Genomic DNA, 14,584 nt, shown 5'->3' with positions numbered 1-14,584 from the left:
TCTCCTAAATCAGGCTGGCTGGCGTTCCGCGTGCTCTGCGGCAGTCATTCGACGGCGGACGCTTCAATCTTGTCCAGGTGCAGCGACTTGCTATTGCAACGGCGCTGGTCCTGACGCTGGGCTACTTCTTGCACCTCACGGCGAGTTACAAGGTCGGCCAAGCTGATACCACTCAGAAATTCGTGAATCTGCAGGCTCAAATCGCACCACAGATGATGGGTCAGGCAAGTATCGCCGCCATGGCAGTCGCCAAGGCCCTGGCATTTGGTCGCATCGACCGATTCGTTCACGGCATCGATCACCTGCGCGACCTGGATGCCTTGCATCTCCCGCGACAGCTGATAGCCGCCACCGGGGCCACGAACGCTGGAAACCAGGTTGCTGCGGCGCAGCTTGGCGAACAGCTGTTCGAGGTATGACAGGGAGATGCCCTGGCGCTCGGAGATATCGGCCAGGGACACCGGCCCGTGCTGCGCATGCAATGCCAGATCGAGCATCGCGGTCACGGCGTATCGGCCTTTTGTAGTCAGTCGCATGGACAATTACCACGGAGTTCGGAATGGGGGCGAGTATGCAATTCCCGAGTATTTAAGTCAAGTATAAGACCTAGTGCTTTACTCGGGATTACCCGCAAAAGAGCGCGCGCATCATAGCAAAGGCTAGCCTGCAGCGGCCAGCGATACCGCGATGAGATCAGCTGGCGCGGGTTTCGTCCTTGTCCTTCACGCAGGCGAAATCTTCTTCGCGCAGTTCAGGCAGGTCCTTGGCGCAATAATTACTGCCGAGGTCCTTCAGGGCGCCGCACATCCCCTCCAGGCGCCCGTCCACCGCTTGCAGGTGATCGAGCAACTGGTTGATGGCACGGGCCACCGGGTCGGGCATGTCTTCGCCAACACCGTAGGCGTCGAAGCCGATCTTCTCGGCCATGGCTTTGCGCCGGGCATCCTGCTCCTCGTCCGACTTGACGATGATCCGACCTGGAATGCCGACCACGGTCGCGCCGGGGGGCACGGCCTTGGTCACCACGGCGTTGGAGCCGACTTTCGCCCCCGCGCCCACCGTGAACGGCCCGAGCACCTTGGCGCCGGCACCGACGACGACGCCGTCTTCTAGCGTCGGGTGGCGCTTGCCTTTGTTCCAGCTGGTGCCGCCGAGGGTCACGCCCTGGTACAGCGTGACGTCGTCGCCAATCTCGGCGGTTTCGCCGATGACGATACCCATGCCGTGGTCGATGAAGAACCGGCGACCGACCTTGGCGCCCGGATGGATCTCAATGCCGGTCAACCAGCGCCCGAAGTTCGAGACCAGCCGCGCCAACCATTTCCAACCCATGTTCCACAAGGCGCCGGACAGGCGATGGATCCAGATGGCGTGCATGCCCGGGTAGCAGGTCAGCACTTCAAAAGCATTGCGCGCCGCTGGGTCACGATGGAAAACGCTCTGGATATCTTCACGCAAACGTTCGAACATTTTATTCCTTCCGCTTAATCAGCTCGCCACGGGCCGCTTTCTGGGTTTCCGTGAGGATGCCGCGCAATATATTCATTTCCGCCCGGCTCACCGAGCTTCGTCCGTACAACCGACGCAGGCGCGCCATCAAGTGCCGAGGCTTGTCCGGGTCGAGGAACTCGATATCCACCAGGGTCTGCTCCAGGTGTTCATAGAACCGCTCCAGCTCGTCCATGGTCGCCAGTGTCTCACTGCGCGGCGACGTCGCCTCGTATTTTTCCACCTTGCTTGGCTGGCCTTCGGCTTTCAACCAGGCCATACGCACTTCATAGCTCAACACCTGCACCGCCGCCCCGAGGTTCAGCGAGCTGAATTCGGGGTCGGAGGGGATATGCACGTGAAAGTGACATCGCTGCAGCTCTTCATTGGTCAGGCCGGAATCTTCACGGCCGAACACCAGGGCGATTTCAGCGCCCTGCGCGGCTTCCTCGACCACTTTGGTGCCGCACTCGCGAGGGTCGAGCAGCGGCCAGGGTATGCGGCGATCACGGGCGCTGGTGCCGAGCACCAGGTTGCACCCTACAAGGGCATCTTCCAACGTGGCGACGACCTGGGCATTGGCCAGGACATCACCGGCGCCGGACGCCCGGGCATCGGCTTCGTGATGGGGAAACGAGCGAGGCTCGACCAGCACCAGCCGCGACAGGCCCATGTTCTTCATGGCCCGCGCAGCTCCGCCGATATTACCCGGATGGCTGGTATTGACCAGGACGACACGAATGTTCTGCAACAAGGGAGGCGCTCTCGAACACTTAAAAGGGAGCAAATCTTACCTAAGCACCTACCGTTAAGCTATGAAAGCGAACACCAACCTTCTCCTGAGAAAACTTTCTGATAGAATGCGCGGCTTTCTTTAACAACCTTAGGTGACACATCCATGCAGCCCATGCTGAATATCGCGCTGCGCGCCGCCCGCAGCGCCAGTGAACTGATCTTCCGCTCCATCGAGCGCCTGGATACCATCAAGGTCGATGAAAAAGACGCCAAGGACTACGTGTCCGAGGTCGATCGCGCCGCCGAACAGAAGATCGTCGACGCCCTGCGCAAGGCTTACCCCAACCACTCCATCCTCGGTGAAGAGACCGGCATGCACGCCGGCACTGGCATCGAAGGCGAAGAGTACCTGTGGATCATCGATCCGCTGGACGGCACCACCAACTTCCTGCGCGGCATCCCTCACTTCGCTGTCAGCATCGCCTGCAAATACCGTGGTCGCCTGGAACACGCCGTCGTGCTGGACCCGGTTCGCCAAGAAGAATTCACCGCCAGCCGTGGTCGCGGCGCCCAACTGAACGGTCGTCGCCTACGCGTCAGCGGCCGCACCAGCCTGGACGGCGCCCTGCTGGGTACCGGCTTCCCGTTCCGTGACGACCAGATGGACAACCTGGACAACTACCTGGGCATGTTCCGCGCCCTGGTCGGCCAGACCGCCGGCATCCGCCGCGCCGGTGCCGCGAGCCTGGACCTGGCTTACGTCGCTGCCGGTCGTTTCGATGCGTTCTGGGAGTCAGGCCTGTCCGAGTGGGACATGGCGGCAGGCGCCCTGCTGATCCAGGAAGCCGGCGGTTTGGTGAGCGACTTCACCGGCGGCCACGACTTCCTGGAAAAAGGCCACATCGTTGCCGGCAACACCAAATGCTTCAAGGCCGTGCTGACGGCGATCCAGCCGCACTTGCCGGCTTCGTTGAAGCGTTAAACAACTCGGCTACAGAAAAAGCACCTTTCGGGGTGCTTTTTTTATGCCTGTGCAAACCAATGAGTACCCCCCCCCGTGGCGAGGGAGCTTGCTCCCGCTCGGTTGCGCAGCGACCGCAAGATCTTGGGTCTGCTGCGCAGCCCAGCGGGAGCAAGCTCCCTCGCCACGATGGTTTACACCCTGAAATTGACGCAGGTTGAACCACCGCTTTCGCGAGCGGGCTCGCACACAGGGGATTTGGGCGGGGCATAAAACGCGGGCGTAAAAAAGCACCCCGAAGGGTGCTTCTTGTACATCTTCCAATTACTGGGCCGGTTCGTTCTGACCGAGGATCAGCTGGCCTTCCTTGCTGACTGGGATCTGGTTGCCCGGGTCGCGGTCCATGCGGACTTTGCCTTCCTTGCCATCGAGCATGTAGCGAACGTCGTAGCCCACAACCTTGTCGCTGATGTCATTGACCGTGTTGCAGCGAGTTTGGGTGGTGGTGTAGGTGTCGCGCTCCTGCATGCCTTCTTGAATCTTGTTACCGGCATAACCGCCGCCGGCCGCACCCGCCACGGTGGCGATTTTCTTGCCGTTGCCGCCGCCGATCTGGTTGCCTAACAGGCCACCGGCTACGGCACCCAACACGGTACCGGCGATCTGGTGTTGATCCTGAACCGGCTTCTGCCGGGTCACGGTGACGTCCTTGCACACTTCACGCGGGGTCTTGATTTGGGTCTTGACCGGCTCCACGGCCAGTACTTGCGCATACTCGGGGCCACTCTTTACCAAGCTGTAGGTCGCGACCGCACCACCGGCAGTCACACCGACAGCACCCAATACCGCACCAACCAGCATCGATTTGTTCACTTGAACCTCCAGGGCCATCACATGCGGATTAATCCGCGCTTCTCCCAGCCTTGGAGCACAAAAAAAGGCGCGAGTTCAACTCGCGCCTTTTCAGCGGTGACGGACGGAAAACCGAGCCTTACGGGCGGTCGTCCACCTCAGTCTCAGTGGCCGCTGGAGGAATCAGATCCTCGGAGCTCAGGTTCAGCCAGATCAGCACCACGTTGGCGATGTAGATCGACGAGTAAGTACCCGCCATCACACCGATGAACAGCGCGATGGAGAAGCCGAACAGGTTGTCGCCGCCAAAGAACAACAGCGCGGCAATTGCCAGCAAGGTCGAGATCGACGTTGCCATGGTCCGCAGCAGGGTCTGGGTAGTCGAGATGTTGATGTTCTCGATCAGCGAGGCCTTGCGCAGCACACGGAAGTTTTCACGCACCCGGTCGAACACCACGATGGTGTCGTTGAGCGAGTAACCGATGATCGCCAACACCGCCGCCAGCACCGTCAGGTCGAAGGTGATCTGGAAGAACGACAGGATGCCCACGGTCACGATCACGTCGTGGATCAGCGAGACAATCGCGCCCACCGCGAATTTCCACTGGAAGCGGAAAGCCAGGTAGAGCATCACGCCGCCCAGCGCCAGCAGCATGCCGATGCCGCCCTGGTCGCGCAGCTCTTCACCCACCTGTGGGCCGACGAACTCGACGCGCTTGACCTGGGCCGGGTTGTCGCCGCCGGCCTTCTGCAAAGCTTCGGCTACCTGGTGACCCAATTGCGGGTCTTCACCTGGCATCCGCACCAGCAGATCAGTCGTTGCACCAAAGCTCTGCACGATGGCATCGCTGTAGCCGGAGGACGCCAGTTGCTCACGCACCTTGGTGACGTCGGCCGGACGCTCGTAGGTCAGCTCGATGAGCGTACCGCCGGTGAAGTCCAGGCCGTAGTTCAGGCCTTTGGTGGCCCAGCTGAACAGGGCCAGGACGGTAAGGAACAATGTGACGCCGAACGCAATGTTGCGAACGCCCATGAAGTTGATTGTACGTAACATGGCAGCCCCTTAAATCCACAACTTCTTGACGTCACGGCCACCATAAATCAGGTTGACCATTGCACGGGTCACCAGAATGGCTGTGAACATCGAGGTAAAGATCCCGAGGGACATGGTCACTGCGAAGCCCTTGACCGGGCCGGTGCCCATGGCAAAGAGAATCCCGCCGACCAGCAACGTGGTCAGGTTGGAGTCGATAATCGCAGTAAATGCGCGGCCGAAGCCTTCGTTGATTGCCCGTTGGATCGACATGCCCGCGGCGATCTCTTCACGTATCCGCGAGAAAATCAGCACGTTGGCGTCCACCGCCATACCCATGGTCAAGACGATACCGGCGATACCCGGCAGGGTCAGCGTGGCGCCCAGCAAGGACATCAAGGCCAGCAGCAGCACCATGTTAACCGCCAGCGCAACCGTGGCGATCAGGCCAAAGAAGCGGTAGATGGCAATGATGAACAGCGACACGAACAGCATGCCCCACAGCGACGCATCGACACCCTTGGTGATGTTGTCGGCGCCCAGGCTCGGGCCAATGGTGCGCTCTTCAGCGAAGTACATCGGCGCGGCCAGGCCGCCAGCACGCAACAGCAAGGCCAGTTCCGAGGATTCACCCTGGCCGGTCAGGCCGGTGATGCGGAACTGGCTGCCCAGTGGCGACTGGATGGTCGCCAGGCTGATGATCTTCTTCTCTTCCTTGAAGGTCTGGACCGGTACGTCCTTCTCAACACCGTTGACCACTTGCTTGGTGTAAGTGGTGGTCGGCTTCTGCTCGATGAAGATCACCGCCATGCTGCGACCGACGTTGCTGCGCGTGGCGCGGCTCATCAGTTCGCCGCCGTGGCCGTCCAGGCGAATGTTCACCTGTGGGCGACCCTGCTCGTCGAAGCCCGCCTGGGCGTCGGTTACCTGGTCACCGGTGATGATCAGGCCACGCTCGATCTGCGCCGCCGGACGACCGCCTTCACGGAATTCGAAGCTCTCGGTAGTGGCCTTGGACGCACCCGGCTCAGCGGCCAGGCGGAATTCCAGGTTGGCGGTCTTGCCAAGGATACGCTTGGCTTCGGCGGTGTCCTGCACACCCGGCAGCTCAACCACGATGCGGTTGGCGCCCTGGCGCTGCACGATTGGCTCGGCCACACCCAGCTCGTTGACGCGGTTACGCACCGTGGTCAAGTTCTGCTTGATGGAGTATTCGCGGATTTCCGCCAGCTTGGCCGGGGTCATCGCCAGACGCAGCACCGCCTGACCATTGAGGTCGGCCGGCACGATGTCGAAATCGTTGAAGTTCTTGCGGATCAGCGCACGGGCCTGTTCGCGGGCATCTTCATCGCTGAAGCCCAGCTGAATGGCACCTTCGAACTGCGGCAGGCTGCGATAACGCAGGCGCTCTTTACGCAGCAGGCTCTTGACGTCGCCTTCATAGACTTTCAGGCGTGCGTCGAGGGCTTTTTCCATGTCCACCTCCAGCAGGAAGTGCACACCACCGGACAAGTCCAGACCCAGCTTCATCGGGTGCGCGCCAAGATTGCGCAGCCACGGTGGGGTGGTCTGCGCCAGGTTCAGGGCTACCACGTAATCGTCGCCCAAGGCCTTGCGAACGACGTCCTTGGCTGGCAGTTGGTCTTCCGACTTGACCAGGCGCAACAGGCCGCCCTTGCCGTTTTCGGCGATGGACGCAGCCTTCACATCGATATTGGACGCCTTGAGCGCTGCGCTCGCGCGGTCCAGATCGGCCTGGGTGACCTGCAACGCCGTGCTGGCGCCGCTGACCTGGATGGCCGGGTCATCCGGGTATAGATTCGGAGCGGAATAAATCACACCGACCGCCAGCACCGCCAGGATCAGTACGTATTTCCACAGAGGGTATTTGTTCAGCATCACGCCGCCCGCTTATGACGCGGGGCGCCTTGCGCGCCCCGTCGATTGAAGAGAAGTTGTTACTTAGATCGCTTTCAGCGTGCCTTTTGGCAGCGTGGCCGCGATGGCGCCCTTCTGGAACTTCATTTCAACAGTGTCCGACACTTCCAGTACAACGAAGTCATCAGCCACTTTGGTGATCTTGCCAGCGATGCCGCCGGTGGTGACCACTTCATCGCCTTTTTGCAAGCTGCCGAGCAGGTTCTTCTGCTCTTTGGCGCGCTTGGCCTGTGGACGCCAGATCATCAGGTAGAAGATGACCAGGAAACCGACCAGGAAAATCCACTCGAAACCGCCACCCATAGGGCCGGCAGCAGCAGGTGCAGCCGCGTCAGCCATGGCATTAGAGATAAAAAAGCTCATTTAGCACTCCAGTTGCAATATTGAATCTAGGGATCGGAAAACTCAGTCCAAAGGCGGAACAGGCAACCCGCGCTTGGCATAGAAGGCCTCGACAAAGGCGGCCAATGTACCCTGTTGGATAGCCTCGCGCAAACCAGCCATAAGCACCTGATAATGGCGCAAATTGTGGATGGTATTGAGCATGCTGCCGAGCATTTCGCCGCACTTGTCCAAATGATGCAGATAAGCGCGGGAGAAGTTCTGGCAGGTGTAGCAATCGCACGTCGGATCGAGTGGCGAATCATCATGGCGATGGAACGCGTTACGGATCTTCAGCACGCCAGTGTCGATGAACAGATGCCCATTGCGGGCATTACGGGTTGGCATCACGCAATCGAACATGTCCACCCCGCGGCGCACACCCTCAACCAGATCTTCCGGTTTGCCAACGCCCATAAGGTAACGAGGTTTGTCAGCCGGCATCAGGCCCGGCAGGTAATCAAGCACCTTGATCATCTCGTGCTTCGGTTCGCCCACCGACAGGCCGCCAATCGCCAGGCCATCGAAGCCAATCTTGTCCAGGCCGTCGAGCGAGCGCTTGCGCAGATCCTCGTGCATGCCGCCCTGGACGATGCCGAACAGCGCCGCGGTGTTCTCGCCATGGGCATTCTTCGAGCGCTGGGCCCAGCGCAACGACAGCTCCATGGACACCCGCGCCACGTCTTCATCGGCCGGGTACGGCGTGCATTCGTCGAAGATCATCACGATGTCCGAGCCCAGGTCGCGCTGCACCTGCATCGACTCTTCCGGCCCCATGAACACCTTGGAACCATCGACCGGAGAAGCGAAGGTCACGCCCTCCTCCTTGATCTTGCGCATCGCGCCCAGGCTGAACACCTGGAAGCCGCCGGAGTCGGTCAGGATCGGGCCTTTCCACTGCATGAAATCGTGCAGGTCGCCGTGGGCCTTGATCACTTCCATGCCCGGGCGCAGCCACAGGTGGAAGGTGTTGCCGAGGATGATCTCCGCGCCCGTGGCGACGATGTCACGCGGCAGCATGCCCTTGACCGTGCCGTAGGTACCCACCGGCATGAACGCCGGGGTTTCCACGCTACCGCGGGGGAAGGTCAGGCGACCGCGACGAGCCTTGCCATCGGTGGCGAGCAACTCGAAGGACATGCGACAGGTGCGACTCATACTGTTTCCTCGGGTCCGCGTGGCGCGGGGTTACGGGTGATGAACATCGCATCACCGTAGCTGAAAAAGCGGTATCCATGCTCGACGGCGGCCTTGTAGGCGGCCATGGCTTCGGGATAACCGGCGAACGCCGAAACCAGCATCAACAGCGTGGATTCGGGCAAATGAAAGTTGGTGACCAAGGCATCGACCACATGAAACGGCCGGCCCGGGTAGATAAAGATGTCGGTGTCGCCACTGAACGGCTTGAGCACGCCATCGCGCGCGGCGCTTTCCAGGGAGCGCACGCTGGTGGTCCCCACCGCCACCACCCGCCCGCCGCGCGCGCGACAGGCCGCCACGGCATCGACCACTTCCTGGCTGACTTCCAGCCATTCGTTGTGCATGTGGTGGTCTTCGATGCGCTCCACCCGCACCGGCTGGAACGTCCCGGCGCCGACGTGCAGCGTCACGAACGCCGTCTCCACGCCCTTGGCGGCAATCGCCTCCAGCAACGGCTGATCAAAATGCAACCCCGCCGTAGGTGCCGCCACCGCCCCCAGGCGCTCGGCGTAAACGGTCTGATAACGCTCGCGATCCGAACCTTCGTCCGGGCGGTCTATATAAGGAGGCAACGGCATGTGCCCGACACGGTCGAGCAGCGGCAACACCTCTTCGGCAAACGCCAACTCGAACAACGCATCATGCCGCGCCACCATCACCGCCTCACCGCCGCCATCGATCAAGATCGACGAGCCAGGCTTGGGCGACTTGCTCGACCGCACATGGGCCAGCACGCGATGACTGTCCAGCACCCGCTCCACCAGAATTTCCAGCTTGCCGCCGGAAGCCTTCTGGCCAAACAAACGCGCCGGAATCACCCGGGTGTTGTTGAACACCATCAAATCGCCTGGGCGCAAATGCTCAAGCAAATCAGTGAATTGACGGTGAGCCATAGCCCCGCTGCCCCCGTCCAGGGTCAACAGTCGACTGGCGCGACGCTCGGCCAAAGGGTGGCGAGCGATCAGCGAATCCGGGAGTTCGAAGGTAAAGTCAGCAACACGCATGATGGGGTTCGTCTAGCAGGGCCGGAAAGTCTAGCGGAATTATTAAAAATTCACCATGAAACGTGATTGACCAACGGTAGGCACCTCTCTATACTTCGCCGCCATTGAGCCCTGATGGCGGAATTGGTAGACGCGGCGGATTCAAAATCCGTTTTCGAAAGGAGTGGGAGTTCGAGTCTCCCTCGGGGCACCATCTTAAAGAAAGACCTTGAAATTCAAGGTCTTTTTTTTCGTCTGTAGGAAAGTGGTTTTCTGTGGCTAACGCAGAGTTCAGGCAATCCCCTGCACGCTTTTGTGGCGAGGGGATTTATCCCCGCTGGGCCGCGAAGCTGCCCCAATTACCAAACCTGTGGCAAAGAAGAATCTGTGGCTAGTAGGAACCTGTGGCTAGGGAGCTTGCTCCCGCTTGAGCGCGAAGCGCTCACAAAAATGTCACAGCCCCTACCGATGCTCCGCCTTGCGACGCCCAGTTGACCCACCGCCCCCTTCTCACCCGCTGACAAAGGATTTCACCCCATGGAATTGCTGCTGGAAACGGTCGCTCTTTACTCGCTGAAGCTGGCTTATGAGACAGAGGGTCACAGCCCGATCCTGCGGGATGATCCATTGATGGGCGGATGTGATCGGGAAGTCTTTGGGTTGTTGGTACGGCGGGGGGATGTGGCTGGAATTCAAAGTGAGATAGGTCGGTGCCTGGATTTGGCGCTGGGGGCGGTTGGTGGGGTGGATACGGTGCTGGGGCGGGAGTTGCATCACCTGACGACGACATTTAGCGCCGTGCAGGCGATAGAAGGCCTAGATGCTCCGCTCATAGCGCTTAAAGCCTATCTGAAAGATATTCTGTGAACCGCAGTGCTCGACAGGCAAAACGCAGGTCACCCATGGACGACATCATCGCAGCAATAGGCAGTTGGCTGACCGAAACCCACGAGGCGAAACGGCGGATGGTAAGCAACCTGGAAATGCTCTTCTGGATCGCCATCGCGATTACCGGCGCGATCGCCGCGAAGGATTACGCTGCTAAGCGAAAGGCACTGATTGTGCTCAGTCAGCGACGAATTTCGTGCTCCGATCATTGACATTTGGGTACATCGAGAAGAAATCAATTGATAGGTAAACCTAGAACCTAACTATCCCCTTTCTCCAAAAAATGGCGCGTACGATGCGCAAGGGTATAAACATCCGCCCGTTTGACTCTTGAGATTGGCGGGACGCCCCTAGTAGAATAGCTAAATCATACAAGCATCAGAAGGAACTGATATTATTCCTTGATAATTACGTTATTTTATTACTATCTGGCACAGCGATGAAATTGCATACAACTCAAAAAAACCTCAAGCAAATTTTAACAAACGAGCCGACACCCAACATGACTCTTGAGGCACCCATTGAACAAAAAATATTACTTTAACAATCTCTTAATTTCGCTCAGCTTACTCGTGCTAGGCCTAAGCGTTTGGTTTTACAAAGAGCCCGTATACGAAACAGCCAATCCGCGCTATCTGATTGCAGGCTTCTGCAGCGCCTTTCTTTTTCCCTTTTCTCGAAAGCTTATTGAAAATACATGCCTACGCTTTACAACCCGTGAATTCTGGACGACTGGATTATTGACTGAGAGCCCGGGAAAGAATGGACTCTACGTCATCTATTTTTTTATATGCATGGCTACGGCAATACCTTTGGGCGGTAGCTTTTTGATTTATTTGGGAATAAAGAGAGCGGCCTAGATAGACCGCTCTCCTTTTCCTTATCGACTCAAAATAGAATCGAGAGCGTCGTTGAACATTTTGACACGTGCATCGTCAACAAACGCACTTACCAACGCCATGATCAGAGCAAATGCAACGATACCCATAGGCGTGCTCACTGATAGGCCGAACGCAAACGCTATTAGACCAGTCGCCGCTGCGCCGGCAAATAGAGTTTCGACTTTCAAAACCGTACCGTTCCAGTCACCGGTCTTATAGCTTTTTTTGATTTCGACAAGCAGATCCGTGGCGTCGATAGCTTTTCCCACGTACCCAAAAGCCTTACCAAAAAAATCAAGATTTTTTGCCAGCTCGCTCCTATCTAGCGACTCAAGAGCGTTAACAATTGCCGCCCGATCAGCGGCATTGAATTTCTTGTTGAGATTGCCCTTGTACTGATCGAACGCTCGCAAAGCCTCGTCAGCGCTACGAAGCACTTTGCCTTTCGCATCCTCAGACATCTGCTGAGCTAAAGACGACATCTGCGTGCTGAACCTTTCACTTACATCCTTGTAAAAATCAGCGGTGAACTTAATTGCGCCTTTCAACTCCTCATCTGCTTTGGCCTTCTCCTCTGCCAATCGTTTAGCCTCAGCTTCTGCCTTGGCCTTCTCCTCCGCCAATCGTTTAGCCTCAGCTTCTGCCTTGGCCTTCTCCTCCGCCAATCGTTTAGCCTCAGCTTCTGCCTTGGCCTTCTCTGCTGCTTGGGCTGCCGCAACCTTCGTAGCGAGAGTCTTAGTTTTCTCAGTGAGGATTCTAATCTCCTCTGCTAAAACTTTAACATTGTAAGCCGCAATACCGGCCGCAATAAAAACATTATAATATGCGTCCTTATCACGATGAGAGAAAATTCGATTAACAAAATCCACTCCATTCTGCTTGAAGTCCTTACTTAAAAAAGGCCTTCCAAAAAAAGAGTTGGATTTCACAGTATCGTTTTTAATTGCAACTTGCTTGGCCAGCAAAAGGGCCTCCATCAACGCCTTTTCTTTCCTCAGCCCATCTAGTGTTCTATCAGCATTTGAGCCAATAGCCTGACTGACTTCCAACTCTAGATTGGCGGGGATTTTTGGCACACTCGCTTGGTAAGCATCTCCAATATTTTTTATGGAACCAGCAGCCACCACAAATATAGAAACTGACGAACTGGGATGATCTAAGTTTATGCGCAAGTCACTTAGCTTTGTAATTGGTCCAACCCCCTTTACCCACGGTTGGGGCTTCGCAATATAACCACCACCTGGTATCGGTCTGGGCGGTTGCAGCGGCGGTAGAGGCGGCGGGTTAGGTGTAATAATTATTGGAGGTAATTCAATTGTTCCATTTGCAGACATTATGTCTCTCCTAATATGAAACCCCACTGTTGATCAGTGGGACATCAGCACTGTTAAAGGTCTCTAACGAAACCTGCGGCTTCCGTGCCTACGTTGCTTTCAGCCCTTTAGAGCTGGCGGCGAACAAGGCGCAAACACTGTATAAAATCACAGTAATAAAATCAATAGAAATTATGCATTTATGCATAAATCCATGCAAAACCCAGCTCCGTAGGCTCGCTTGTTCCGCCAGCAGTGCATCGGCAGCGGCACGAATCAGGCATATCAACCGATGTAATGGAGCTTGTGAGTGTCGCCCTGCTTGCTCTTGTGCAAGGCTCGGGCGACGAAATGCTGAGTGTAGAAATGTCGTGGAGGACAGGGCCCTGCCCCTGCCCTATCGATTGGCGATCCAGGCAAAAGACTCTGGGTGGCGCATTGGATTCGTTAGTCGCTCGAGCTGGAATGAGCTCCCCCCACGATGAAGTGTCTACTCAGCTACGGCACGGTCCGCTTCGGATAGACTCACAAATATCTGGCCGCTTTACGCTCTTTTCTAGGCAAACCAAGGAATGACTACAGACTTGAAGGATTCAAACTCATGTCAATTTCAATAGGGGATTTTTTCTACCCTTACGTAAAATTTCTCCACGGCGCTGCGTACAACCTACACCAGATCCTGGAAGGCCTCGGCGTCGTATCATCGACCTTCACCGGGCGTAACGACGCCAGTTCCAAGTCATCGTCCCAGCTCACATCGAAGCCCCGATCGTCCACTTGGACGGTGCGGAACAACGCAAGTCCTCCAGCTGATTTAGTACCGGGAATTGTCGGATGTGTTTGCGCAGATCACAACGACTCTGGTCTTCCCACACACGGTGCAGGTCTGCGGTGTGCTTTGATGCTCCCGTCAGGCGGCAGGAAAGGTCTGCTGCGCAAGACCTTTCCTCTACCGAGACGAACGCCTCGGCTACCTCACCTCAACAATATCCAAAGCCCGATTCGCCAACAGCTCACTCACCTCAATCACCTGCAAAATCCCCAACGCAACCCGCCTTCGCGACCCATCCAGATCAAACGCCAAATCGCTGATCATCGCATTCGCCGAAGCCAGATTCTCACTGAGATTCGCAAGCAAGCACTCAGAATCCACACCCGGATCAATCCGAAAAATGGAGTCACTCCTGTCAGACGTTTCGCTCTTAGGCTTGGGTTTCAGGTAAAAATCCAACGCCCGCGTAGCAGCGTCATCGATTTTCTTATTGCGGGCGGATTGGACACGAGACACGTGTTCATCGGTAACGGGAGGGTTCGGTGTAATTTTGGCCATGTACTTAGGTTCCTATAGTGATGCTGGAACCACCTCGCGACTAAACGAGAGGGCGGCAGCTGTGCGCAGGTTAGTCGACCGGTGAACCTAAGAATCCCGGCGCGCCCGAGGGCGCCCTGCGCACAGCCACCATCAATACAGGAACAGCAAAGCCTGTCCGACAGGGACCTGATACGCCTTAGGTAAAACGGGCGACTAAACCCGATCACTGATGAGCAGTGACAGGTCTCAAACTACCGACGTAACCCAAGGCGCACAAGCCGGCGGATTCTGGCGTAGTTGTAGGCAAAGGCGCAAGGCGACGTGGGCTGGCTAGGCTTCGTGGCGGTGTCTGTCGGGCTTTACTGACAGGGCTTCATTTGGCTGGCGTGAGCGGTTGGCCGATGGATGAAGAGGGGCCGCTGCGCAGCCCAGCGGGAGCAAGCTCCCTCGCCACGGGGTTCGGTGTCTACTTGGTAGCAGCGTGGCGATCAGAGGAGCTAGGGGTTCTCGCTCTTCTGTGCCGATTGCGCGCTGTGCACCACCGCCAACAACTGCGCCTGAATATCACCCACCGAGCGTATTGAGTGAGGCCGCCATGTTGATTGACTCCGTTTCGTGC

General features: G+C 57.5%; 14 protein-coding genes and 1 tRNA gene. 4 read left to right on the top strand and 11 right to left on the bottom strand.

From position 1 onward, the window contains the following. Positions 1-44: 44 nt before the first annotated feature. From iscR to trmJ, 3 genes are all read right to left on the bottom strand, one after another. Positions 45-536 (bottom strand): Fe-S cluster assembly transcriptional regulator IscR, encoded by a 492-nt coding sequence (iscR, locus tag HU762_RS07155; protein ID WP_039592124.1) that lies wholly within the window; start codon positions 534-536, stop codon positions 45-47. A gap of 157 nt (positions 537-693) precedes the next feature. Further along, on the bottom strand, positions 694-1,470 hold the full coding sequence (gene cysE, locus HU762_RS07150) for a serine O-acetyltransferase (protein WP_186634742.1): 777 nt from the start codon (positions 1,468-1,470) through the stop codon (positions 694-696). Between the two features lies 1 nt (position 1,471). Next, entirely contained in the window at positions 1,472-2,242 is a 771-nt protein-coding gene (gene trmJ / locus HU762_RS07145; protein ID WP_186611087.1) for a tRNA (cytosine(32)/uridine(32)-2'-O)-methyltransferase TrmJ, read from the bottom strand. A 144-nt stretch (positions 2,243-2,386) separates the two neighbouring features. Here trmJ and suhB point away from each other — a divergent pair, with 144 nt between their 5' ends. Next, on the top strand, positions 2,387-3,205 hold the full coding sequence (gene suhB / locus HU762_RS07140; RefSeq protein ID WP_003185165.1) for an inositol-phosphate phosphatase: 819 nt from the start codon (positions 2,387-2,389) through the stop codon (positions 3,203-3,205). A gap of 303 nt (positions 3,206-3,508) precedes the next feature. On the opposite strand, the gene HU762_RS07135 is transcribed toward suhB, so the two are convergent. The 6 genes from HU762_RS07135 to queA all read right to left on the bottom strand — a co-directional run bounded on the left by HU762_RS07135 (position 3,509) and on the right by queA (position 9,592). Then, positions 3,509-4,057, bottom strand: coding sequence for a glycine zipper 2TM domain-containing protein (locus HU762_RS07135; protein WP_018607449.1), 549 nt, complete (start codon positions 4,055-4,057; stop codon positions 3,509-3,511). A 118-nt stretch (positions 4,058-4,175) separates the two neighbouring features. Then, on the bottom strand, positions 4,176-5,090 hold the full coding sequence (secF, locus tag HU762_RS07130; protein ID WP_186634739.1) for a protein translocase subunit SecF: 915 nt from the start codon (positions 5,088-5,090) through the stop codon (positions 4,176-4,178). A gap of 9 nt (positions 5,091-5,099) precedes the next feature. Beyond that, positions 5,100-6,968 (bottom strand): protein translocase subunit SecD, encoded by a 1,869-nt coding sequence (gene secD, locus HU762_RS07125; protein WP_186634736.1) that lies wholly within the window; start codon positions 6,966-6,968, stop codon positions 5,100-5,102. A gap of 63 nt (positions 6,969-7,031) precedes the next feature. Further along, a complete protein-coding gene (gene yajC / locus HU762_RS07120) occupies positions 7,032-7,370 on the bottom strand; it encodes a preprotein translocase subunit YajC (protein WP_003185175.1) in 339 nt (112 codons plus the stop codon). A 42-nt stretch (positions 7,371-7,412) separates the two neighbouring features. Further along, positions 7,413-8,528, bottom strand: a complete 1,116-nt coding sequence (gene tgt / locus HU762_RS07115; protein ID WP_186635473.1) for a tRNA guanosine(34) transglycosylase Tgt — start codon at positions 8,526-8,528, stop codon at positions 7,413-7,415. 14 nt (positions 8,529-8,542) lie between these two features. Then, positions 8,543-9,592, bottom strand: a complete 1,050-nt coding sequence (gene queA, locus HU762_RS07110; protein WP_186634733.1) for a tRNA preQ1(34) S-adenosylmethionine ribosyltransferase-isomerase QueA — start codon at positions 9,590-9,592, stop codon at positions 8,543-8,545. A 108-nt stretch (positions 9,593-9,700) separates the two neighbouring features. Between queA and HU762_RS07105 the strand changes: the two genes are divergently transcribed. The 3 genes from HU762_RS07105 to HU762_RS07095 all read left to right on the top strand — a co-directional run bounded on the left by HU762_RS07105 (position 9,701) and on the right by HU762_RS07095 (position 10,671). Beyond that, a tRNA-Leu gene (locus HU762_RS07105) sits at positions 9,701-9,785 on the top strand. Between the two features lie 323 nt (positions 9,786-10,108). After that, positions 10,109-10,438 carry a hypothetical protein gene (locus HU762_RS07100; RefSeq protein WP_092223330.1) on the top strand — a complete coding sequence of 110 codons (330 nt, stop codon included), beginning with the start codon at positions 10,109-10,111 and terminating at the stop codon, positions 10,436-10,438. Positions 10,439-10,473: 35 nt separating this feature from the next. Beyond that, positions 10,474-10,671 carry a hypothetical protein gene (locus HU762_RS07095; RefSeq protein WP_186634730.1) on the top strand — a complete coding sequence of 66 codons (198 nt, stop codon included), beginning with the start codon at positions 10,474-10,476 and terminating at the stop codon, positions 10,669-10,671. A gap of 668 nt (positions 10,672-11,339) precedes the next feature. Here HU762_RS07095 and HU762_RS07085 read toward each other — a convergent pair. Next, complete coding sequence (locus HU762_RS07085; RefSeq protein ID WP_186634724.1) at positions 11,340-12,674, bottom strand: colicin-like pore-forming protein; 1,335 nt, start codon at positions 12,672-12,674, stop codon at positions 11,340-11,342. A 949-nt stretch (positions 12,675-13,623) separates the two neighbouring features. Then, a complete protein-coding gene (locus HU762_RS07080; RefSeq protein ID WP_186634722.1) occupies positions 13,624-13,983 on the bottom strand; it encodes a DUF6124 family protein in 360 nt (119 codons plus the stop codon). Positions 13,984-14,584: the final 601 nt, after the last annotated feature.

The organism is Pseudomonas sp. SWRI92 (assembly GCF_014268685.1).
Classification (GTDB): Bacteria; Pseudomonadota; Gammaproteobacteria; order Pseudomonadales; family Pseudomonadaceae; genus Aquipseudomonas; species Aquipseudomonas marvdashtae.
This window is presented reverse-complemented; position numbering and strand designations above follow the sequence as displayed.